A 19,710-nucleotide genomic window follows, 5' to 3' on the forward strand; every position below is an offset into this window, starting at 1 on the left:
TTCGACACATCACACGGAGGACACCATGACCGAACCAACTCCAGCACAGGATCGCCCCGAGGTCGCCGCTCTCAGCTATGAGCAGGCGCGTGAGGAACTGGTCACGATCGTCAAACGCCTCGAAGCCGGAAACCTGCCTCTCGAAGAGTCATTGAGCCTGTGGGAGCGCGGCGAGGCTCTGGCCGACCGCTGCCAGGCGTGGCTCGACGGAGCACGCGAACGCCTCGACAAAGCGCGCGAGGAGTCCTCCGACGACGACTGATATCGGTGGCATCTGATTTTCGCAACGCTGGAGAACCTGCGGCCTGCGTTGCCCGTGAGCACAACGCAGGCACCTGCTGGCCAATAGACCATTGACGCGAGACCATTTGGTCTCTTATTCTGATGGCGTGGATTCGGACACAGTTTTCAAAGCACTTGCCGACCCGACACGTCGACGGCTGCTTGACCGATTGTTCGACCACAACGGTCAATCGATCACCCAGCTCGAAGCTGACATGCCGATGGGCAGGTTCGGAATCGCGAAGCACCTCAGGATCCTTGAGGAGGCGAACCTACTTGCCACTCGCAGACAGGGTCGCGAGAAGCTGCATTTTCTCAACCCTGTGCCGATCCGGCAGATCCATGATCGTTGGATAAGCAGATATGCAGAGGCACCGATCTCTGCGCTAATCAGCCTTGCAGAAGATTTGGAGTCACACGATCATGGCACCGACGTCACAGCCCCCACAGCAGGACCAGACACCCCCCACGAAACAGAAGCCTGAGTCGACGACAGACCAGGTCTATCAGATCTTCAACAGGGCGACACCCGAAGAGGTCTGGAATGCAATCATCCAGCCGGAGTTCTCGGCAAAGTACTTCCACGGCTCTCGAGTGGAGACCACCGCAGAGACGGGAGCGCCATTTCGATACCTCTCCCCCGACGGTGAGTCCCTGTGGGGTGATGAAACGGTCATCGAATCCGATCGACCGTTCCGACTCGTCGTCGGGTGGCGATCACTCTATGACACCGAACTCGCGGCGGAACCGACAAGCAGGGTGACCTGGGAGATCCATCGTTACGATGACTCAGTCTCTCTGCTGACCGTGATCCATGATCATTTAGGCGCTTCACCTAGAACAGCGGAGCAGGTCTCAGGTCCCGGTTGGATGATGGTCCTCAGCGGTCTCAAGACCGTCCTTGAGACCGGGCATGGGCTGACCGAGCCGACCTCCTGAAAACGGGAAGAGACGCATCAGCTCCGATGTGAGTCCGAAGTGAGCTGATCGACGATCTGATCACTTCAGCTGTTGGGCGACCTGTTTCGCGAAGGCATCGATGGTGTCGGGCCTCGCGATTGCGGTGATGACGACGAAGGTGTCACCCTTGCCTGTGACCCAATGCTCCTTGGCGTCCTCAGTCCGATAGATTTGAAAGTCAGAGCCGCCGACGGTCACCGTCTCAGCGGCAATCGCATCATCGACCTGGTTTTCGGCCCAGCTCTCGCTGGCCTTGGCCTGCTCAATGCTCACCCATTGCCGCTCAGTTCCAACGAAGGACATATACCAGGACGTGTGATCGGATTCGCCTACACGGTCCAAGTTCGCCTCGTTCGATGTCCACCCACTCGGGATTTCCGGCACGATGAGGTCGAAGTCGGCGCTGTCCTGGGACTGCTCCGCAATCGTCTGGTAATCGACCACACGCTGGGAGTCGACTTCCGGCTGAGGGGCGATCAGCAGAACCACTGCGACGACGGCCAGGCAGGCGAAGATCGCAATGATCATATTGACCCAGTTCGAGTTCTTCCGAAGGAAGCGCATCTCTTCCCTGGACCCCGGGAGCATCACTCCGGACTCGTCAGCCATTGGCACTCCCTCGGGACCGGCATCCACGCGTGTCACGGGCACCTGCGTTCCCACAGTGTTGGTATCAGATTGGGCGTTCACATCGCCATTGTCCTCGGGGAAGGCCCCAAGGGCCAATCCTGGGCGGGCTTTCATGATGGCAGCCACAGTCACGGCACGAAATCGTCCCGATGTCGGAGCCGAACGTGTGGGGTGGCACAATTGGACTTATGAGTGACTCCAATGAATCTGCTGACGTGAAATCTCATCATGACCGAGGCCGAGTGGATGCCGAGGCTCCTCCCGTCGCTGTGACGGATGCCTGGTCCCAGAAAGCACAGGTCGGCGCCGACGCTCCCGACCGCAACCTCGCCCTCGAACTCGTCAGAGTCACCGAGGCCGCCGCGATTGCGGCCGCTCCTTGGGTGGGCCGCGGCGACAAGATCGCTGCCGACGGAGCCGCTGTCGCCGCAATGCGCAATGTGATCTCGACCGTCCGCATGGCCGGACGAGTCGTCATCGGAGAAGGCGAGAAGGACGAAGCGCCGATGCTCTTCAACGGTGAGCAGGTCGGCGACGGCGGAGGCCCCCACTGCGATGTGGCCGTCGATCCGATCGACGGCACTCGCCTGACCGCGCTGGGGATGCCCAACGCCATTTCGGTCATGGCTGTCACCGAAGACGGTGCCATGTACGACCCGTCGGCTGTCTTCTACATGGAGAAGCTCGTCACCGGCCCTGCTGCCGCCGATGCCGTCGACCTGCGCCTTCCTGTGGCAGAGAACATCCGCCGCGTCGCCAAGGGCAAAGGCACGAATGATCCAGCCTCCGTGACCGTGATGATTCTCGATCGTCCGCGCCACCAGACGATGATCGACGAGATCCGAGCCGCAGGGGCACGCATCCAGCTCATCACCGATGGTGATGTCGCCGGTGCCATCGCCGCCTGCCGTCCTGGTACCGGTGTCGACATGCTGATGGGAATCGGCGGCACCCCCGAAGGCATCATCACCGCCTGCGCGATCAAGGCGCTGGGCGGAGTCATCCAGGGCCGCCTGTGGCCACAGGACGACTCCGAGCGTGAGGCTGCGGCTGCAGCCGGGCTCGACGTCGACAAGGTACTCAACACTGATGACCTCGTCACCGGTGACAACAGCTACTTCGTGGCCACGGGCATCACCAACGGCGACCTGCTCGACGGTGTGAAGTTCGACGGCGGACACGTCACCACTCACTCGCTGGTCATGCGCTCGAAGTCGGGAACCGTGCGATCGGTCTTCGCCGAGCATCAAGCAGCGAAGACCCACTCGTACGTGGAGGCCGCCGAGGAGGCAGCCCGCCGAGGACTCATCTGAGCCCACCCGCTGATATCCACCCCGGTCACTGTCGAATTCGGACACCACCGATTCGATCCCTGGCCTGACAACCGGAAGTGAGGATCTCTCTGATGCCGAACGAGGCATGGAACCGTCTGCTCGAAGGCAACCATCGCTTCGTCGATGACGTCCCGCAGCACCCCAATCAGGACACCGCTCGGCGTGAGGCACTGTCGAACAACCAGATGCCGTTCGTCACCCTCTTCGGCTGTTCGGATTCTCGAGTCGCAGCGGAGATGATCTTCGACGTCGGCCTCGGCGACATGTTCGTCGTGCGCAATGCCGGACAGGTCGTCGATCCCGTGACCCTCGGCTCCCTCGAGTATGGGGTCGAGATTCTCGGCACTCCCCTGCTTGTCGTGCTCGGTCACGACAATTGCGGCGCGGTGACGGCGGCCTACAACTCCTACGACTCCGGAGAGACTCCCCCCGGGTTCATCTCCGACGTCGTAGCCCGGATCTTGCCTACTGTGGCCAGGGCTCGCAAGAACAATCGCACAACCGTCAATGAGACGGTCGCGCAGAACACCATGGACACGGTGGAGAAGATCATGCAACTCTCCGCTATCATCTCCCGCGCAGTCGAAGAAGGTCGTCTCATCATCGTCGGCCTGACTTACCAGCTGCATGACGGCCGCACAACGGTCGTCGCGCAGCACGGCGGTGACGAAGACGCGGTCTCGACCCACTTCGCTTGACCACGGCCGCATCTGCGGACGACAAACTATGACGAACACCCCAGACACCATGTCGGAAAGGACAACTATGAGCGAAGAATTTCGCATCGAACACGACACCATGGGAGAAGTGAAAGTTCCCAAAGATGCCCTGTACAGCGCGCAGACACAGCGCGCCGTGCAGAACTTCCCGATCTCCGGCAAGACCCTGGAATCGGCGCACATCGCCGCTTTGGCCCAGGTGAAGAAGGCAGCGGCGAAGGCCAACCTGGAACTCGGAGTCCTCGATGCTGACCGGGCCGGAGCCATCCAGAAAGCCGCCGATGCGGTCATCGCCGGCGAATACGACGCCCACTTCCCCATCGACGTGTTCCAGACAGGTTCGGGAACATCGTCGAACATGAACACCAACGAGGTTCTTGCCTCCCTGGCGACGAAGGCCCTCGAATCCCAGGATATCGACGTTCATCCCAATGACCACGTCAACGCATCGCAGTCCTCGAACGACGTGTTCCCCACCTCGGTGCACGTTGCCGTGACCAAGGCCCTGGTCAACACGCTGATCCCGGCCATGGAGACCTTGGCGACCTCGCTGGAGAAGAAGGCGAAGGAATTCGCCCAGGTCGTCAAGTCGGGCCGCACCCACCTCATGGATGCCACCCCTGTGACGCTGGGACAGGAATTCGGCGGCTATGCTGCCCAGGTCCGATACGGCATCGAGCGCATCGAGGCGTCATTGCCCCGCGTCGCTGAGGTCCCGCAGGGCGGCACCGCCGTGGGCACCGGCATCAACACACCGGACGGTTTCTCCGCTCGCGTCGTCGAGATCCTCGCCGAAGAGACCGGGCTTCCCATCACGGAAGCACGCAACCACTTCGAGGCTCAGGCCAACCGCGACGGACTCATCGAAGCCTCGGGTCAGCTGCGCACGATCGCCTACGGCTACATGAAGATCTGCAATGATCTGCGGTGGATGGGTTCGGGACCGAACACCGGCCTCGGCGAGATCGCCATCCCCGACCTGCAGCCCGGTTCCTCGATCATGCCAGGCAAGGTCAACCCGGTCATCTGCGAAGCCACGATCCAGGTCGCGGCCCAGGTCATCGGCAACGACACCACCGTTGCGCTGTCGTCGACAAATGGCGCCTTCGAGCTCAACGTCGGCATTCCCGTCATGGCCTCGAATCTGCTCGAATCCATTCGACTGCTCGCGAACTCCTCGACCGTGATGGCCGAGAAGATGATCGACGGGCTCCAGGCCAATGAGGAGCGCGCCCGCTTCCTCGCCGAGGCGAGCCCCTCCATCGTGACTCCGCTGAATAAGGTCATCGGCTACGAATCGGCGGCAAAGATCGCCAAGCACGCCGTGGCCAACAAGATGACCGTCAAGGAAGCCACTATGGATCTCGGCTTCGTCTCCGACGGCTCCATCACCGAAGCTGACCTGGACAAGGCACTCGATGTCACCACGATGATCGGCAGCTACAAGTAGGTCACACAGGCTGCAAGTAGGCCACACTGCAGCTACGTCTCACAGCACAGGGGCCGGTCGCCAGGAACTCACGTTCTCCTGGCAACCGGCCCCTCGCATTCACCTCATCGAGCGCACACCGCGTCGTCGAGCGCAGACTCCCTGAACTCGCCCTTCAAAGCCACGGTCGCCTATCGACGCTGAAGTCAACTATCGACGACGCCGTCGGCTATCGAGTCGCCGGTGCGCGCTGCGCAGGCTAGGAGCGGAAGGGGTCGAACTCCTCGAGCACATCGGTGACCAGGGCTGCGATCTCGGAGCGCTCCGACCTGGTCAAGGTGACATGGGCGAAGAGGTCATGGCCCTTGAGCTTCTCAATCACCGCCGCGACGCCGTCATGTCGACCCACTCGAAGATTGTCTCGCTGCGCCACGTCGTGGGTCAGCACCACCTTCGAATTCATGCCGATGCGTGAGAGCACGGTCAGCAGCACATTGCGTTCCAGCGACTGTGCCTCGTCGACGATGACGAACGCATCATGCAAGGACCGGCCCCGGATGTGGGTGAGCGGCAGAACCTCGAGCAAGTCACGGTTCATCACCTCTTCGATGACGTTCTTGCTGACCAGAGCCCCGAGCGTGTCGAAGACCGCTTCTGCCCACGGGTTCATCTTCTCGCCCTCGCTGCCGGGTAGGAATCCGAGGCTCTGGCCGCCGACGGCATAGATCGGGCGGAAGACCATGATCTTCGAATGTCTGTTCTCCTCGAGTACCTTCTGCAGACCCGCCATGAGCGCGAGTGCGGACTTCCCCGTTCCGGCTCGACCTCCCAAGGACACGATTCCCAGCGCATCGTCGAGGAGCATGTCGATGGCTACTCGCTGCTCGGCTGAGCGACCATGGACACCGAAGATGTCACGATCACCGCGAACCAGCGACACCCGCTTGCCCGAGCGGACACGACCGAGTGCGGAGCCACGAGGTGAGGTGATGACCACGCCAGTGTTGACGACCTCATCGGAGACCGCTTGGGTGGTGGTCCACCCCTCTTCGTAGAACTGTGACATCTCGGCCTCGTCCAATGACAGTTCGCTCATCCCCGTGAACCCGGAGTCGGTGGCCAGCTCCGCCAGGTACTCCTCGGCGTGCAGCCCGAGGGCCGAGGCTTTCACCCGGATCGGCACGTCCTTCGTGACCACGACGACGTCCTGGCCTTCAGCGGCCAGATTTCGGGCCACGGCGAGGATACGAGTGTCGTTCTCCGAACGATCGAAGCCGATCGGCATTGTGGATGCATCGACATGATTGAGTTCGACCCGCAATGTGCCGCCGGCATCGCCGACAGGGATCGGCTCGTCGAGCCGGTCGAACTCGGACCGGAAGTCATCGAGGATGTGCAGTGCTTTGCGGGCGGTGAAACCGAGTTCCGGATGATTGCGTTTGGCTTCCAGCTCGGAGACGACGACCAGCGGAATGACGAGATGGTGCTCTGCGAATCTCAACAGTGCCCCCGGATCGGAGAGCAGCACCGAGGTGTCGAGAACGTAAGTGTGGATATGTGCGGTCATGAGGACCCCTGTGGCGTGAGTACCGCCGAGATCCGAGTCTTGACATCCCCCTGATCTCGGGTTGGTGTCGACCAACTACTGCCAACCTATCCCCGAATCGATGCCGACTGAGTGACGGCACGCGTGTTCGGGAGAGTCGTGGGCGTGAACTTCGTATGAACCGAGGTGAGCCAGAGACCTATTTTCCGAAGCGCCGCTGGCGCAGTCCGTAGTCGCGGACCGCACGCAGGAAGTCGGTGCGACGGAAGTCGGGCCAGTAAGCTTCGCAGAAATAGAACTCCGAGTAGGCGCTCTGCCACATGAGGAACCCCGACAGGCGCTGCTCACCGGAGGAACGGATGATGAGGTCAGGGTCCGGCTGACCCTTGGTGTAGAGATGTTCGCTGATCTGCTGCGGGGAGAGTTCGGAGATGATCGTCTCCAAGTCCGTGCCCTCATCCGTGCGCAGGCGCAGCAGGGACTTCACCGCGTTGACGATCTCCTGCCGCCCTCCGTAGCCGACGGCGACGTTGACGCGCATCTGGCAGTCCCCCGTCGATGTGGCCGCCTCCAAACGTGTCCGCAGGCCCGGTGGCAGGATCTCCAGGTCCCCGACCAGCTGCACCCCCACGCCTTTGAGGGCCGCGATCTTCTCGACCAGGTCGGAGATGATCTCGATGAGGACTTCGACCTCCTCGGCGGATCTGGCGAGGTTCTCCTTTGACAGGACGTAGAGCGTGACGATATCAACGTCGATCTCGTCGCACCAGCCGAGGAACTCGACGATCTTCTCTGCTCCGGCCCGGTGTCCGTCGGCGGTGGTGGCACCGAATTCCTTCGCCCAGCGCCTGTTGCCGTCGGTGATGACACCGACGTGCCTGGGCACAGGTACAGATTTGTCCAGCTCGCGCAGGAGCCGCCGCTCATAGAGACGGTAGAGCAGGCTCACCGGTCGCGCCACACTGTCCTCTTTCACACTCGGTTTCCGGTCGGTTCGACCACCTTACACAGTACTATCCCGAACGGCTTCGCGTCGTCGGCTCCGCTGGAAGTGCCGTTGAACGTTCCCTCAGCTGAGGTCGATATCCTTCAACTATGAATGCTCCAGTGACTGAACCGTCTTCACCCGGCTCCGAAGGTCAGAGGTCAGTCGACTCCACAACCTCAGAGGAGCCGCGGTCCGGCTACCCTGTGCATATTGCCCGCAGGCGCTCCGCTCTGCGGCGTGAGTTGGACAAGTTGGCGGGTCAGGTCAAACCCAAGCTGCGTGGCTGGTTCCACGCCGCAGCGTTTCCATTGGCGATGGTCGGCGGCCTGGCTCTGGTCATCATCTCCCCCACCGTCGAGTCACGGATCGCCGCCGCGATCTTCGCCATCACCGGGATGCTGCTCTTCGGGACATCCGCTGTCTACCACCGGGGACGGTGGCGCACTCGGGCTCGACTGATCCTGCGCCGACTCGACCATGCGAACATCTTCCTCATCACCGCCGGAACCTATACACCCCTGGCGGTGCTGACCTTGCGCACAGACCAGACGATTCTGCTCCTGTCCGTCCTCTGGGGCGCGGCCATTCTGGGGGCAGCCTTCAGGACCATCTTCACAACCGCGCCGAGGTGGCTCTTCGTTCCCATCTATGTGGGCTTCGGCGTCGCCGGAGTCGGCTACATCCCCCAGATCTGGGCGAGCAATCCCGCGGTGGGAATCCTCGTCGTGGCAGGTGGAATCTGCTATGTCGTCGGTGCCGTGATCTACGGAATCAAAAAGCCCAATCCCTCACCGAAGTGGCTCGGCTTCCACGAGATCTTCCACATCCTCACGATCGCCGGATACGGCTGCCATCTTGCCGCACTCCTTGTCGCCGCGGTGGCCGCCTACTAGGCGCCTGCTGCTGGCTGGGCTCGTACTCAGCTGAAGGGCTTGTGCTGCTCGACATCCTGCTCTGGTTCGCCCTGTCCGGCGTCGCCGTGCTCAGTCTCCGAATTCTCGACCGTCGACGACTCCTCATCCGCGACCGGTGCAGACTCGCCGGAGAGCTTCGACTGGTTGGGCACGGCATACTTGCGCATCGGGATCGGATAAGCATCATCGGCATGGGCCCGTGCACGCACGCGCCGAACTCGTTTGAGCGCGTCACGAATGAGGAAGATCACGAAGACGACGATCACCAGGGTCGCCAGGAAGCCGATCGTGCCGGGCGTGACCAGATCGGGGTCAGGACCTCCGCTGGGGGTCGCGTCCTGCGCTGCAACCAGAATCATGCACTCTCACCTGTCGCTTCGTCGTAGTCGTCTTCGTCTGGTGATGCAGGCAGCATGCCCTCTGCCGGCACCTTGCGGCCATCATCCATGGTCACCGAGGCGAAGAGGTCCGTCTCTTGGAATTCAACCCCGGGAGTCAGAGGCGTCCGTCCGGTGTTGTCGACAGCCAGTTCGAACTCCTCCGTGGGCCAATAGGTCCGCGCGGCTTTGCGTGAGGCGGAGAAGAACCCGCCCTCCGGGTCGATCTGTGTGGCGTGGGAGAGAAGAGCACGATCGCGTGAGGGGAAGAACTCTGCGCAGTCGATCGTCGTGCTCAACCAGTTGACCCGCTGGGCGTCGCGCTTCTTGAAATCCTCGATGTGGTCTGCGAAGGGCGACTCGAGACCCGCCTCGGTCATCTTCTCGTGGATGGTCACCCACTTCTTCGCGGACAGGTCCTGATTGAAGTAGACCTTCTCAACCTGCCAGGGTTCACCGAGTTCCGGATTCTTCTCCGGGTCGGCTGCGGCCGCCACAGCCGCCATCGTCACGGCGTGGTTCTTGATGTGATCGGGGTGAGGGTACCCGCCCAGCTCGTCGTAGGTCGTCACAACCTGAGGGCGGAAGCTGCGGATGATGTGCACCAGGGGCAGCATGGCCACCTCGTCGGGGACACGGTAGAAGCAGCCGGGAGGCGTCTGGTTGTCGAAGTCACCATCGGGCAGTCCTGAATCGACGTGTCCGACCCACACGTGCTCGGCGCCCAGAGCCGCTGCGGCCGTGGCCATCTCCTCGCGACGCAGACCCGCGATATCGCGGGTGGCCTTCGGGCTCTGCAGCAGTGCAGGGTTGAGGATGTCTCCGGCTTCACCACCGGTCATGCTGGCGATGAGGACTCGAGCTCCGAGTGCCGCATACTTGGCACTTGTGGCGGCACCTTTCGAGGATTCGTCGTCAGGATGAGCATGAACCGTCAGCAGACGCAGTCCATGGTACGGAAGCGAAGTCATGTTTGGTGTGTCCCTTTCGATTCAGCCTGGTGACGTTCCGTTTCCTGCGCAATGGCTGAAATGATCGCAGGAGACGGATCGACTACTCTAGATTAGTGCGCAATGTTCGTAGATGAGGAATTCAATGACTGAGGTAACAGTGGAGAAGCCACTGCATGATGATCGATACGGCCGTGTCCGCGAGCCTCAACGGAATCTCGGAAAAACAGCCAAGATCATCGCCGTCGTCATCGTCTCTGCCCTGATCATCGCGATTGCGTTTGTGGCATTTCGTCCACAGACCAGTCCCACGACCCCCAAGACACTCGATTATTCAGTTGTCGACTCTTCGTTAACACAGGTCACAGTGGCAATATTTCCTGATCAGGATCGGGATGTTCACTGCATCGTGCAGGCGACGAACGAGAATGAGGCCATCGTCGGGTTCACCGAGATCACTCTCCCGGCCGATCCTGCCGCCGATCCCAACTCGCCCAGACAGATGGATGTCGATCTGGCCACGACACAGTTCGCGTCGTCCGGGCACGCCGATGCCTGTTGGTTCGAATAGCAGCGTCTGCACGCTTCTCGTGGGGCACGATACACCGCGATTCCGTCACGAACACAGTGCCCACAACAGCTGTAAGCGCGCGTGACGGAGATCATCGTTTTCGCGTGCAGATGCGTTAGACTGGAGTTTCATTCAACATCCGGGCGTACCCAACGCCCGGTTTTTCGTTGCCTGACGCGCCTGTCAGTGCACCGAACCGAAGAAGGAGAAGTCATGACCGAGGATGTCACCCAGGAAGAAACATGGTTGACTCAGGAAGCCTTCGACCGCCTGTCGCAGGAACTTGAACACCTCTCCGGACCGGGACGTGCAGAGATTGCTGAGAAGATCGAAGCCGCCCGCGACGAGGGTGACTTGAAGGAGAACGGCGGCTACCACGCGGCACGCGAGGAGCAGGGCAAGCAGGAGGCACGCATTCGCCAGCTCGAGCTGCTCCTGCAGTCCGCGAAGGTCGGATCCAGCGACAGCGATGGCAAAACCGTCTCCCCCGGTTCCGTCGTCACCGCGAAGGTGGCCGGAAACGACATGCGGTTCCTGTTGGGCAGCCGTGAGATCGCCGGCGATTCCGATATCGACGTGTTTTCGGAGAAGTCCCCGCTGGGCGCCGCGGTGCTCGGTGTCGCCGTCGGAGCAAAGACCAGCTACGAAGCTCCCAACGGCAAGGAGATCAAGGTCGAGGTCAAGGGCATCGAGCCTTTCTCCGGCTGATCGAAGGCCCTGAACGGGGTGCAGCCACCGAGCGGAATGAAGCAGTGGGCGGGTGATGATCACCCGCCCACTGCTTCATTCATTGTGCTGCTACTTCATTGATTGTGCTGATCCACTGGCGCGGACCCGCTCAGTCGGTCCGGGTGTCGCCCTTCGTCGCGTCACCTTCAGATCTCTCGACCGCAGCCTCGTGGACAGCGGTATCGAGCTTTTCCTTTGCCCGCTCGAGGACGGCCGCTGCCTCATCCCCTTCACCATCGGAGGCACTGTTCGGGTTCTTGGCACGGACGATGTATGTCACCACCGTATTGAGGACGGCGACCAGAGGAACCGCGAACAGCGCGCCGACGATGCCGAACAGGAAGCCGCCGGCGGTCACAGCGAGGATGACGGCCAACGGGTGGACAGATACGGCTTTGCCCATGAGGAACGGCTGCAGGATCTGGCTTTCGATCTGCTGCACGGCGAGGACCACGCCCAGCATGATCAGGGCACTGACCGGGCCGCTTGAGACCAGGGCCACTAGCACTGCCACGACGCCCGAGGCGATCGCGCCGACGACGGGGACGAACGATGCCAGGAACACGAGTACCGTCATCGGAATGACCAGCGGTATCCCGAGGAACGCCGCACCGATGCCGATGCCGATGGCGTCGACGCCGGCCACGAGGACCTGGACACGAACGTACTGGACGAGGGTGGTCCAGCCACGTTCCGACGCTCCGGTGGCGATTGGCTGAGCCGGCAGCGGGAGCAGACGCATCGACCAGCGGAAGATCTTCTCTCCGTCATAGAGGAAGAAGAAGGTCGCGAACAGGCACACCGCGGCACCGGTGAGGAAGGTGCCGACAGATGACGTCGCCTGCAACGCCCCGCCGAGGAGCTGTGAGCTGTTGTTCTGGAAGAAGTTCGTGGCCGCATCGAGTGAATCGTTGATATAACGGGTGACCGTCGACGCGTCCAGGCCGAAGGGCCTGCTGGCCAACCAGTCGCTGATGCTGGCGAATCCTGTGATCACCTGATCGACGAGGTCTGGCATACCAGAGTAGATCTGCTGGCCGACCAGGGTGAAGAGTCCCGAGACGACGACGATGAACCCGAGGAAGGCGATGAGAGCGGCGGCGACGCGGGGCAGCCCCTTCTTCACCATCCAGTTGGTGAACGGTGCGAGGAGGGCTGTGAGCAGGAGGGCGATGAGCACGGGCAGAACGACGCTCGAGATCTTCGCCAGCAGCCAGAACGCGACTCCGATGGCGATGAGAACGACAAGCGAACGCCAGGACCACGCGGCAGCGAGCTTGAGACCCGGTGCCACATAGGGCACGGCTTCGGCTTCGATGCGGCTGTGCGCGATCTCCTCAGCGCTGACGTCCTGAACACGCGAAGGCTGCTCGGCAGGTGTGGAACGGCCGTCGCTGCGGCCCTTGCGGAACGCTTCCCAGGCCCCACGGAAGCGATTCGGGGATTGCTTCTTCTCATTGTCAGACATAACTCAACAATAGTTGTTGGGAAGCTCGGACAAGTGCAATGATGACGGTTAAAGGAGGGAATTTCGTGGGAAAACGCATGCTGTACACCTTGGCCACCATGACGGGGACCGTTGTCGGTGTCGGCGCGTCGGCCGTTGGTCTCCTCCGCCACCAGGCGGGCGCGCTTCGCAAAGCGTTCGATGACGACGCCCAGAGGACGTATTCCACCTTCGCCGAGGCGGTCGCTCCCCCACGCAACTATGACGACGAGGATTCCGCTGCGCTGGCGATCATCGGCGACTCATGGCTGTGTGGAATCGATGTCGACGACCCGACGCTGGCTCCTCCTCACCTCATCGCCCGGGGCCTTGGCCGCATCCTGGGCACAACCGTGCGCGTCCAATCAACCGCGCGCCCCTCAGCTCTGTCCGAAGACCTGCCGCGGCAGGTCGATGAGATTCTGCGCTCCGCCTGGCTCTCGCGCCAGCTCTCCGATTCGTGGACCGAACAGCGTCGATTCGCGATCATCTCCATCGGTACCGGCGACATCATCCACCCGATTCACGGCACCATCGGCATTCCCGTGCTCAATCAGGCGATCAATCGACTCCAGAGAGAGGGCAGGTACACGGTCTTCGTCTTGGTCTGCCCCAACCTCGGCGGCCTTCCGGGCCTGCGGGACCCGCTGAAGACCTCGTTGCGAAGAACCTCCCGGGTGCTCGCCGGCTCGCAGTGGCTGGCGGCCCTGGCTGCCCGCGCCACACCGCTGCGAGCCACCGGTTCGCTGAGTGGGACCACACGCCGATCACTGCTCAACGAGTCAGGGCGGTTCCCCAGCACCATGGGCTATGCCCAGTTGTCCTCGACCGTTCTCGCCGCAATCGCCGATCGGATCGAAGCCCCCGTTGAGGTCGACCGCAGCCTCGACATCCCGGAGAAGGGCGAGGGTGCACGCAGGCTGGTCTCTGCAGCGCGGGCGGAGACGGAACCTGAGACAGACGCCGATCCTGTCCCCGAAGCTGAGACAGCCTCGTGATCCCTGTCGTCCTGGCCTCACAGTCCCCCTCCCGCCGAGAGATCCTCACCGCTTCGGGAATCGATCCGATCATCATCGTCTCCGAGGTCGACGAGTCCGCCATCGAGTCACGTTTCGCGGGCTCTGTCGCGGACCTCACCACGGCCCTGTCCGAGGCGAAGGCGCGTGCCGTCATCGACCGCGTGCTCGCCTCCCCTCCCGCGCAGCTGGCCGCAGCGGATACTGCAGTGATCATTGCCGGAGACTCGCTGCTCGAACACGCGGGCGAAGCGATCGGCAAGCCCGGAACAGCCGAACGCACACGTGAGGTGTGGGCGGACATAGCAGGGGCGTGGACCGAGCTGCACTCGGGACACACGCTCGCCGTGCTCAGACGTGCGAGCTCGTCTCCGGCGAACTTCGAGCTCGTCGACATCCGCTCGAAGCGATCGACGACATCGGTGCTCATCGGCGAGCCCACTCCTGATGAGCTCGAGGCGTACATCGCGACCGAGGAGCCCTTCCACGTAGCCGGTGCACTGACCATCGACGGGTACGGAGGAGCGTTCGTCCAACGCCTTGCAGGCGACCATCTCACCGTCCTCGGCCTCAGCCTCCCTGTGATCCGTGATCTGGTCCGCGACTCGGGCCTGTTCTGGCCCGATCTGTGGTCACCACGCGAGTAGAATCGCTGAGGGCAGACGGACACGCCCGACGCCTTTGAAGTTTTCGGCCGAAGTTTTTATCCCTGACCTACAAACGCTTGGCGTCGATCTCTAAATTGTTCTGTGATCATACAAAGGAGCGCCATGACCACAGTTCTCCCCGAACAGTCGACTGCACCATTGCACACCCGCGTCCCCACAGCTGCTGTGCGCCGCGTCCTCATCGCCAATCGCGGTGAGATCGCACTGCGCATCATTCGTGCGGCCCACGACCTCGGTGTCAAAGCCATCGCCGTCTACACCCGCGCGGATTCGGACGCAGATTTCGTGCATCTGGCCGACGACGCCTGGCTGCTGGACGGAGCCGGCCCCGGGGAGACCTACCTCGACATCGACAAGATCCTCGCACTTGCCAAACGCTCCGGTGCCGATGCGATCCACCCCGGCTACGGATATCTCGCCGAGAACGCCCTGTTCGCTCAGGCCGTGATCGATGCCGGTCTGACCTGGATCGGCCCTCCCCCGGCGGCGATCGAGCTCCTGGGTGACAAGTCCGGTGCTCGTGAGGTCGCCGAGGCTGTCTCTGCTCCAGTCGCTCCCGGCTCTGACGGAGCCGTCGCAGATCTGACAGAAGCCGCCGAAGTGGCGCACAGGATCGGCTATCCGATCGTCATCAAGGCCGTGCACGGCGGCGGCGGACGCGGATTTCGCGCGTGCGCCGCAGCCGAGGACCTTGAGGCCGCCTACACCGCTGCCACCCGGGAAGCGCTCAGTGCCTTCGGACGCGGCGAATGCCTCATTGAGAAGCAGATCGTGCGCCCGCGCCACATCGAGACCCAGTGCCTGGCCGATGCCCACGGCAACGTGCAGGTCCTCTCCACCCGCGACTGCACTCTGCAACGCCGAAATCAGAAGATCGTCGAGGAGGCCCCAGCACCGTTCCTCACGTCCGATCAGGAGCGACTCGTCGCCGAGGCCTCCAGCCGCGTTCTCGCCCACGTCGGCTACGTCGGGGCGGCCACCTGCGAATACCTCCTAGGCACCGACGGCACGATCATCTTCATGGAGGCCAACGCGCGGATCCAGGTCGAGCACACGGTGACAGAAGAGGTCACTGGCGTCGACCTCGTCGCCTGGCAGCTGCGCATCGCCTCGGGAGAACACCTTCCGGAGGCGTTCCCGCAGGTTCGCGGTCACTCGATACAGTTCCGGATCAATGCCGAAGACCCCACGACGTATTTCCCCGCCACGGGTACGGTGAAGAACCACCGGGCTCCGGCCGGGCCGGGCGTACGCCTTGACTCGGGCATCGGCGAAGGCAGCGTCGTCGGTACGGACTTCGATCCGATGCTGGCCAAGCTCATCATCACCGGAGCCGACAGGAACCAGGCTCTTGCTCGAGCTCGACGCGCCTTGGATGAGTACCGCATCGAGGGCGTATCGACCCTGCTTCCCCTCCATCGCGTACTCGTCGCGGAGAAGGCCTTCGCACAGGACTTCGACGTCTGGACCAATTGGCTCGAAACCACTTTCGTCAATCCACTTGCCGACCCTCAACCAGGAGATCAGATGAGCACAGCAGCCGATAGTTTCAGTGTTGTGGTCGAAGTCGATGGCCGCCGGATGACCGTCTCGGTCCCCAAGGACGTCATCTCCGACCTCGGGCATGTCCCGAGCCCGAGTGTGCCGCGCCGCAAACGCAGCCTCAGCCGCAAGGGCGCTTCGTTGGCCGACGACTCGAACTCGCTCAACGCGCCCATGCAGGGCACGATCGTGTCGGTCTCCGTGGCAGCCGGTGACACTGTCGAAGCCGGTGACACGCTGGCTGTGATCGAGGCGATGAAGATGGAGCAGCCGCTCAAGGCCGGCCATTCCGGCACCGTCTCCGAGGTGCTCGTCGATTCCGGTGCCTCGGTGAGGTCAGGCGAACCGATCATCCGATTCGCCGCCTGAAGCGGCCTCAGGAGAGCAGATCCCTGATCTGATCCTCAATGTAATCGGACTCGGCATCATTCCCCGGGCAGTCCAGTGCTTTCCTGAAAGCCGCTTCCGCATGCTCCGGCATCCCCAACTCATCGAACGTCAGGGCCCGTGCGATGTGGAAGGGGCGATACCCTTCCAACCCTGGTTCCGCGGCCAGGTCCTCGAGCGCGCTGAGCCCGTCCTCAGGGCCCTTGGCCTTTCCCTTGGCCACGGCCCGATTGAGCTCCACGACGGGGCCGGGCTCGAGTCTTGCGAGAAGTCCGTAGAGGACGAGGATCTGCGCCCAGTCGGTTTCCGAATAGGTGGCTGCCTCAGCGTGCAGGGCCGCAATCGCGGCCTGGACTGTGTACGAGCCGGCCCCTGGTTCGCCCGCGGCGGTGAGCGCCAGCCCCAGCCCTTCGGCGATGAGCTTCGAATCCCACAGCCTGCGATCCTGCTCGGCCAAGGGCACTGGCGCACCGGCGGGATCAGTTCGTGCCGGGGCTCGCGCACCCGTGATCAGCAGAAGCGACAGCAGGCCTCTGGCCTCGGTCACCTGCGGCAACGCCGTCACGAGCAGCCGCGCCAATGCTATTGCTTCCCGCTGCAGATCGATCCGATTGTGGTCGACACCAGTCGTCGGTGTGAACCCCTGGCTGAAGATGAGATAGACAACCCGCAGGACTCCGGGAAGCCGCCCGTGCAGCTGCTCCGCTGTGGGTGTGCCGAAAGGAATTCCCGTCGTGGTGATCCGCTTCTTGGCTCTGACGATACGCTGCTGCATGGTCGCCGTATCCACGAGGAAGACTGCTGCGACCTCGGCGGTGCTCAGACCAGCCAGGAAGCGCAGGATGAGGGCGATCTTCTCCCGTTCCTTCAATGTCGGGTGCGAGCAGGTGAAGAACAGGCCAAGTCGCTCATCGGGAATGCTCACCGAGCTCAGCTCTTCGCCGAGGCGGACAGCGTGGTCGACATGATCACCGGTGTCGGCCTCGGATTCGATCCGCAGTCTGGCAAGTCGACGCACCTTCACCGCATCGGAGCGGATGATGTCGAGTGCTCGATTCTTCGCAGCGGTCATCAGCCATGCCTGCGGATTCTGCGGTACACCTCGTTGAGTCCAGGTCTCCAAGGCCCGCACCATGGCCTCTTGGAGGACATCCTCGGCGAGGTCGAGGTCATGGAATTTCGCTGCCAGAGCTGCCAGCAGTCGCCCACGATCCTGAACATCGATCGTGTGGAGAATCGCGGCGACTGCCGGCTGCTCGGCCTTGCCTGCAGAGACCATCAGTAATCGGCGAGAGGCCGTATCTCGATGTGGCCAAGAGTCGAACCCGGGCTCTTCTCCGCCCACGCGATCGCCTCGTCGATATTCGCGACCTCGATGATGTAGCTTCCGCCGACGAATTCACCGCTTTCTGCGAACGGTCCAGAGGTCACGACGGTTTCAGCGGCCGCAGTACTGACGCGCACACCGGTCTCCGGACCTTCGAGGGCGAATCCTCCTACGACGATGCCCGCAGCGTTGATCTCCTCATCGAAGGCCATGAACTCGCTGGGATCGGGTCCCTCGTCCGCACCGCATTCGGCATCGGCAACATTTCCCATGAGCAGAAGTGCGTACTTCATATCTCTCTCCTTAGGACAGTTGTGCGCCAGCATCTGCTGAGCACGTCAAGCGAAGGTGCCTGACCCCATACTGACGGGTGACCGGTCCCGATATCGACAGTTCGGAGAGAGAAAACTTCTACAGGTGGCGGTGCAGCTGCCGTGATGCCTCTGTCAGGGACCCGCTCACCGAGGGATAGACGACGAACGAAGCGGAGAGCTGATCGACTGTCAGGCGATTCTCCACAGCCATGGTGATCGGCAGGATGAGCTCGCTGGCACGAGGTCCGACGACGACTCCACCCAGTATCGAGCCCGAGCCTCGGCGGGCGAAGAGCTTGACGAATCCGTCCTTGATGCCAAGCATCTTGGCCCGAGGGTTCGTGTCCAGGGGCAGCATCACCGTATCGATGTCGGTCGAGTTCTCCCGGTAGTCGGATTGGGTGAAGCCGACCGTCGCAATCTCTGGGGCGGTGAACACATTGGATGCCACGTGACGAATCTTCAGCGGCTGCACGGCGTCACCGAGCGCATGGAACATCGCAATCCGCCCTTGCATGGCCGCCACGGAGGCCAGGGGAAGCACACCGGTGCAGTCACCTGCCGCGTACACGCCGGAGCGAGAGGTGCGCGAAACGCCGTCAACCTTGATATGACCGGACTCGGCGACTCTGACCTTCGCGGCACTCAGTCCAAGGCCTTCGGTGTTCGGGATGGAACCGACGGCCATCAGACAGTGTGATCCTTCGACACGACGGCCATCCGACAGAATCACCTCGACGCCGTTCTCGGTCCGCTTCACCGAGTCGGCGCGAGACCGAGAAAGGACGTTCATGCCCTTATTGCGAAACACGAACTCAAGCACATCGGCAGCATCCTCGTCCTGACCAGGCAGGACCTTCTCACGAGAGGAGACCAGCGTGACCTTCGTTCCCAGCGCACGGTAGGCGGAGGCGAATTCCGCACCGGTGACACCTGAGCCGACGACGATGAGATGTTCGGGGATCTCATCGAGGTCATAGAGCTGTGTCCAGGAAAGGATTCGCTCTCCGTCTGGCTTCGCCGAGTCGAGTTCACGAGGATGAGAGCCCACGGACAGCAGGATCGTCGATGCCTCGAGCGTGTATTCTGTACCGCCCTCTTCAACGACGTTGACATGATCGCGGTCAGCCAGGGTCGCAGTTCCTTGGATCACCTTGACACCCGCTCGAACCAGGGCTTCGTAGATGTCATTGGCCTGGGCGTCGGCCAGGGACAGGATGCGTTTGTTGACGGCCTTGAGGTCCGCGACGACCGTGTCGCCGTCATCGCCCTCGCTGTCGTAGATGCGGATGCCCAAGCTCTCAGAGCGGCCGATCTCTTCCATCATCTCGGCCGTGGCAATGAGTGATTTCGAGGGAACGACGTCGGTGAGGACAGCGGCCCCACCGCAGCGGTTGCGCTCGACCAGCATCACGTCCGCACCCAGTTGGGCGGCAACCAGTGCGGCTTCGTATCCGCCCGGGCCACCACCGATGATGACGACTCGATCTGCAGTGGATTCAAATTCAGTGTTCACAGAGCAATTCTCTCAAATAGCGGAC

General features: G+C 62.3%; 21 protein-coding genes. 12 read left to right on the forward strand and 9 right to left on the reverse strand.

The genetic code is table 11. The annotated features are described in order from the left end of the window. Nucleotides 1-25 precede the first annotated feature (25 nt). The 3 genes from JTF07_RS08910 (at nucleotide 26) to JTF07_RS20865 (ending at nucleotide 1,221) form a co-directional block, all read left to right on the forward strand. Entirely contained in the window at nucleotides 26-262 is a 237-nt protein-coding gene (locus JTF07_RS08910; RefSeq protein ID WP_204233906.1) for an exodeoxyribonuclease VII small subunit, read from the forward strand. Nucleotides 263-389: 127 nt separating this feature from the next. Further along, the gene (locus JTF07_RS20860) at nucleotides 390-767 is read left to right on the forward strand and encodes an ArsR/SmtB family transcription factor (protein WP_353843917.1); all 378 of its coding nucleotides are present in this window, start codon (nucleotides 390-392) and stop codon (nucleotides 765-767) included. Next, the gene (locus tag JTF07_RS20865) at nucleotides 706-1,221 is read left to right on the forward strand and encodes an SRPBCC domain-containing protein (RefSeq protein WP_353843918.1); all 516 of its coding nucleotides are present in this window, start codon (nucleotides 706-708) and stop codon (nucleotides 1,219-1,221) included. The genes JTF07_RS20860 and JTF07_RS20865 overlap by 62 nt, the downstream gene beginning before the upstream one ends. Before the next feature lie 60 nt (nucleotides 1,222-1,281). Here JTF07_RS20865 and JTF07_RS08920 read toward each other — a convergent pair whose 3' ends face one another. Next, nucleotides 1,282-1,986, reverse strand: a complete 705-nt coding sequence (locus tag JTF07_RS08920; RefSeq protein ID WP_252199643.1) for a DUF4245 domain-containing protein — start codon at nucleotides 1,984-1,986, stop codon at nucleotides 1,282-1,284. A gap of 74 nt (nucleotides 1,987-2,060) precedes the next feature. On the opposite strand from JTF07_RS08920, the gene glpX reads away from it, so the two are divergent. From glpX to JTF07_RS08935, 3 genes are all read left to right on the forward strand, one after another. Further along, complete coding sequence (gene glpX / locus JTF07_RS08925; RefSeq protein ID WP_009883708.1) at nucleotides 2,061-3,185, forward strand: class II fructose-bisphosphatase; 1,125 nt, start codon at nucleotides 2,061-2,063, stop codon at nucleotides 3,183-3,185. 92 nt (nucleotides 3,186-3,277) lie between these two features. Continuing rightward, nucleotides 3,278-3,904, forward strand: a complete 627-nt coding sequence (locus JTF07_RS08930) for a carbonic anhydrase (protein ID WP_204233907.1) — start codon at nucleotides 3,278-3,280, stop codon at nucleotides 3,902-3,904. Between the two features lie 67 nt (nucleotides 3,905-3,971). Further along, a complete protein-coding gene (locus JTF07_RS08935; RefSeq protein WP_252199645.1) occupies nucleotides 3,972-5,375 on the forward strand; it encodes a class II fumarate hydratase in 1,404 nt (467 codons plus the stop codon). Between the two features lie 238 nt (nucleotides 5,376-5,613). Here the strand turns inward: JTF07_RS08935 and phoH2 are convergent, their stop codons facing one another. Further along, nucleotides 5,614-6,921: an RNA 5'-3' helicase PhoH2 gene (phoH2, locus tag JTF07_RS08940; protein WP_204233908.1), complete on the reverse strand. Its 1,308-nt coding sequence runs from the start codon at nucleotides 6,919-6,921 to the stop codon at nucleotides 5,614-5,616. Between the two features lie 178 nt (nucleotides 6,922-7,099). Beyond that, nucleotides 7,100-7,861 carry an isoprenyl transferase gene (locus JTF07_RS08945; RefSeq protein ID WP_204234181.1) on the reverse strand — a complete coding sequence of 254 codons (762 nt, stop codon included), beginning with the start codon at nucleotides 7,859-7,861 and terminating at the stop codon, nucleotides 7,100-7,102. Nucleotides 7,862-7,995: 134 nt separating this feature from the next. On the opposite strand from JTF07_RS08945, the gene trhA reads away from it, so the two are divergent. Further along, nucleotides 7,996-8,781 carry a PAQR family membrane homeostasis protein TrhA gene (gene trhA, locus JTF07_RS08950; RefSeq protein WP_204233909.1) on the forward strand — a complete coding sequence of 262 codons (786 nt, stop codon included), beginning with the start codon at nucleotides 7,996-7,998 and terminating at the stop codon, nucleotides 8,779-8,781. A 26-nt stretch (nucleotides 8,782-8,807) separates the two neighbouring features. On the opposite strand, the gene JTF07_RS08955 is transcribed toward trhA, so the two are convergent. Continuing rightward, nucleotides 8,808-9,161 carry a hypothetical protein gene (locus tag JTF07_RS08955; RefSeq protein WP_204233910.1) on the reverse strand — a complete coding sequence of 118 codons (354 nt, stop codon included), beginning with the start codon at nucleotides 9,159-9,161 and terminating at the stop codon, nucleotides 8,808-8,810. Continuing rightward, nucleotides 9,158-10,150, reverse strand: coding sequence for a mycothiol conjugate amidase Mca (gene mca, locus JTF07_RS08960; RefSeq protein ID WP_204233911.1), 993 nt, complete (start codon nucleotides 10,148-10,150; stop codon nucleotides 9,158-9,160). The genes JTF07_RS08955 and mca overlap by 4 nt, the downstream gene beginning before the upstream one ends. A 124-nt stretch (nucleotides 10,151-10,274) precedes the next feature. On the opposite strand from mca, the gene JTF07_RS08965 reads away from it, so the two are divergent. Next, nucleotides 10,275-10,700, forward strand: coding sequence for a DUF4307 domain-containing protein (locus JTF07_RS08965; RefSeq protein ID WP_213018716.1), 426 nt, complete (start codon nucleotides 10,275-10,277; stop codon nucleotides 10,698-10,700). Between the two features lie 213 nt (nucleotides 10,701-10,913). After that, a complete protein-coding gene (gene greA, locus JTF07_RS08970) occupies nucleotides 10,914-11,408 on the forward strand; it encodes a transcription elongation factor GreA (protein WP_204233912.1) in 495 nt (164 codons plus the stop codon). A gap of 130 nt (nucleotides 11,409-11,538) precedes the next feature. Here greA and JTF07_RS08975 read toward each other — a convergent pair whose 3' ends face one another. Further along, a complete protein-coding gene (locus JTF07_RS08975; RefSeq protein ID WP_204233913.1) occupies nucleotides 11,539-12,897 on the reverse strand; it encodes an AI-2E family transporter in 1,359 nt (452 codons plus the stop codon). 65 nt (nucleotides 12,898-12,962) lie between these two features. Here JTF07_RS08975 and JTF07_RS08980 point away from each other — a divergent pair, with 65 nt between their 5' ends. The 3 genes from JTF07_RS08980 to JTF07_RS08990 all read left to right on the forward strand — a co-directional run bounded on the left by JTF07_RS08980 (nucleotide 12,963) and on the right by JTF07_RS08990 (nucleotide 16,510). Next, nucleotides 12,963-13,913: an SGNH/GDSL hydrolase family protein gene (locus tag JTF07_RS08980; protein ID WP_353843919.1), complete on the forward strand. Its 951-nt coding sequence runs from the start codon at nucleotides 12,963-12,965 to the stop codon at nucleotides 13,911-13,913. Further along, nucleotides 13,910-14,578: a Maf family protein gene (locus JTF07_RS08985; protein WP_204233914.1), complete on the forward strand. Its 669-nt coding sequence runs from the start codon at nucleotides 13,910-13,912 to the stop codon at nucleotides 14,576-14,578. The genes JTF07_RS08980 and JTF07_RS08985 overlap by 4 nt, the downstream gene beginning before the upstream one ends. A 123-nt stretch (nucleotides 14,579-14,701) precedes the next feature. Further along, nucleotides 14,702-16,510 carry an acetyl/propionyl/methylcrotonyl-CoA carboxylase subunit alpha gene (locus JTF07_RS08990; protein ID WP_204233915.1) on the forward strand — a complete coding sequence of 603 codons (1,809 nt, stop codon included), beginning with the start codon at nucleotides 14,702-14,704 and terminating at the stop codon, nucleotides 16,508-16,510. 7 nt (nucleotides 16,511-16,517) lie between these two features. Here JTF07_RS08990 and JTF07_RS08995 read toward each other — a convergent pair whose 3' ends face one another. From JTF07_RS08995 to JTF07_RS09005, 3 genes are all read right to left on the reverse strand, one after another. Then, complete coding sequence (locus JTF07_RS08995) at nucleotides 16,518-17,807, reverse strand: RNA polymerase sigma factor (RefSeq protein ID WP_204233916.1); 1,290 nt, start codon at nucleotides 17,805-17,807, stop codon at nucleotides 16,518-16,520. Then, the gene (locus JTF07_RS09000; protein ID WP_204233917.1) at nucleotides 17,807-18,148 is read right to left on the reverse strand and encodes a YciI family protein; all 342 of its coding nucleotides are present in this window, start codon (nucleotides 18,146-18,148) and stop codon (nucleotides 17,807-17,809) included. Before JTF07_RS09000 ends, JTF07_RS08995 begins: the two co-directional genes overlap by 1 nt. 118 nt (nucleotides 18,149-18,266) lie before the next feature. Beyond that, on the reverse strand, nucleotides 18,267-19,685 hold the full coding sequence (locus tag JTF07_RS09005; protein WP_204233918.1) for an NAD(P)H-quinone dehydrogenase: 1,419 nt from the start codon (nucleotides 19,683-19,685) through the stop codon (nucleotides 18,267-18,269). Nucleotides 19,686-19,710 lie beyond the last annotated feature (25 nt).

The organism is Brevibacterium sp. RIT 803, from assembly GCF_016892625.1.
In the GTDB taxonomy this organism is placed as follows: Bacteria; Actinomycetota; Actinomycetes; order Actinomycetales; family Brevibacteriaceae; genus Brevibacterium.

Coding starts and splice junctions, on each gene's coding strand:
- JTF07_RS08910 (WP_204233906.1), top strand. CDS start 26: ATGACCGAACCAACTCCAGCACAGGATCGCCCCGAGGTCGCCGCTCTC.
- JTF07_RS20865 (WP_353843918.1), top strand. CDS start 706: ATGGCACCGACGTCACAGCCCCCACAGCAGGACCAGACACCCCCCACG.
- JTF07_RS08920 (WP_252199643.1), bottom strand. CDS start 1,986: ATGAAAGCCCGCCCAGGATTGGCCCTTGGGGCCTTCCCCGAGGACAAT.
- glpX (WP_009883708.1), top strand. CDS start 2,061: ATGAGTGACTCCAATGAATCTGCTGACGTGAAATCTCATCATGACCGA.
- JTF07_RS08930 (WP_204233907.1), top strand. CDS start 3,278: ATGCCGAACGAGGCATGGAACCGTCTGCTCGAAGGCAACCATCGCTTC.
- JTF07_RS08935 (WP_252199645.1), top strand. CDS start 3,972: ATGAGCGAAGAATTTCGCATCGAACACGACACCATGGGAGAAGTGAAA.
- phoH2 (WP_204233908.1), bottom strand. CDS start 6,921: ATGACCGCACATATCCACACTTACGTTCTCGACACCTCGGTGCTGCTC.
- trhA (WP_204233909.1), top strand. CDS start 7,996: ATGAATGCTCCAGTGACTGAACCGTCTTCACCCGGCTCCGAAGGTCAG.
- JTF07_RS08955 (WP_204233910.1), bottom strand. CDS start 9,161: ATGATTCTGGTTGCAGCGCAGGACGCGACCCCCAGCGGAGGTCCTGAC.
- mca (WP_204233911.1), bottom strand. CDS start 10,150: ATGACTTCGCTTCCGTACCATGGACTGCGTCTGCTGACGGTTCATGCT.
- JTF07_RS08965 (WP_213018716.1), top strand. CDS start 10,275: ATGACTGAGGTAACAGTGGAGAAGCCACTGCATGATGATCGATACGGC.
- greA (WP_204233912.1), top strand. CDS start 10,914: ATGACCGAGGATGTCACCCAGGAAGAAACATGGTTGACTCAGGAAGCC.
- JTF07_RS08975 (WP_204233913.1), bottom strand. CDS start 12,897: ATGTCTGACAATGAGAAGAAGCAATCCCCGAATCGCTTCCGTGGGGCC.
- JTF07_RS08990 (WP_204233915.1), top strand. CDS start 14,702: ATGACCACAGTTCTCCCCGAACAGTCGACTGCACCATTGCACACCCGC.
- JTF07_RS08995 (WP_204233916.1), bottom strand. CDS start 17,807: ATGGTCTCTGCAGGCAAGGCCGAGCAGCCGGCAGTCGCCGCGATTCTC.
- JTF07_RS09000 (WP_204233917.1), bottom strand. CDS start 18,148: ATGAAGTACGCACTTCTGCTCATGGGAAATGTTGCCGATGCCGAATGC.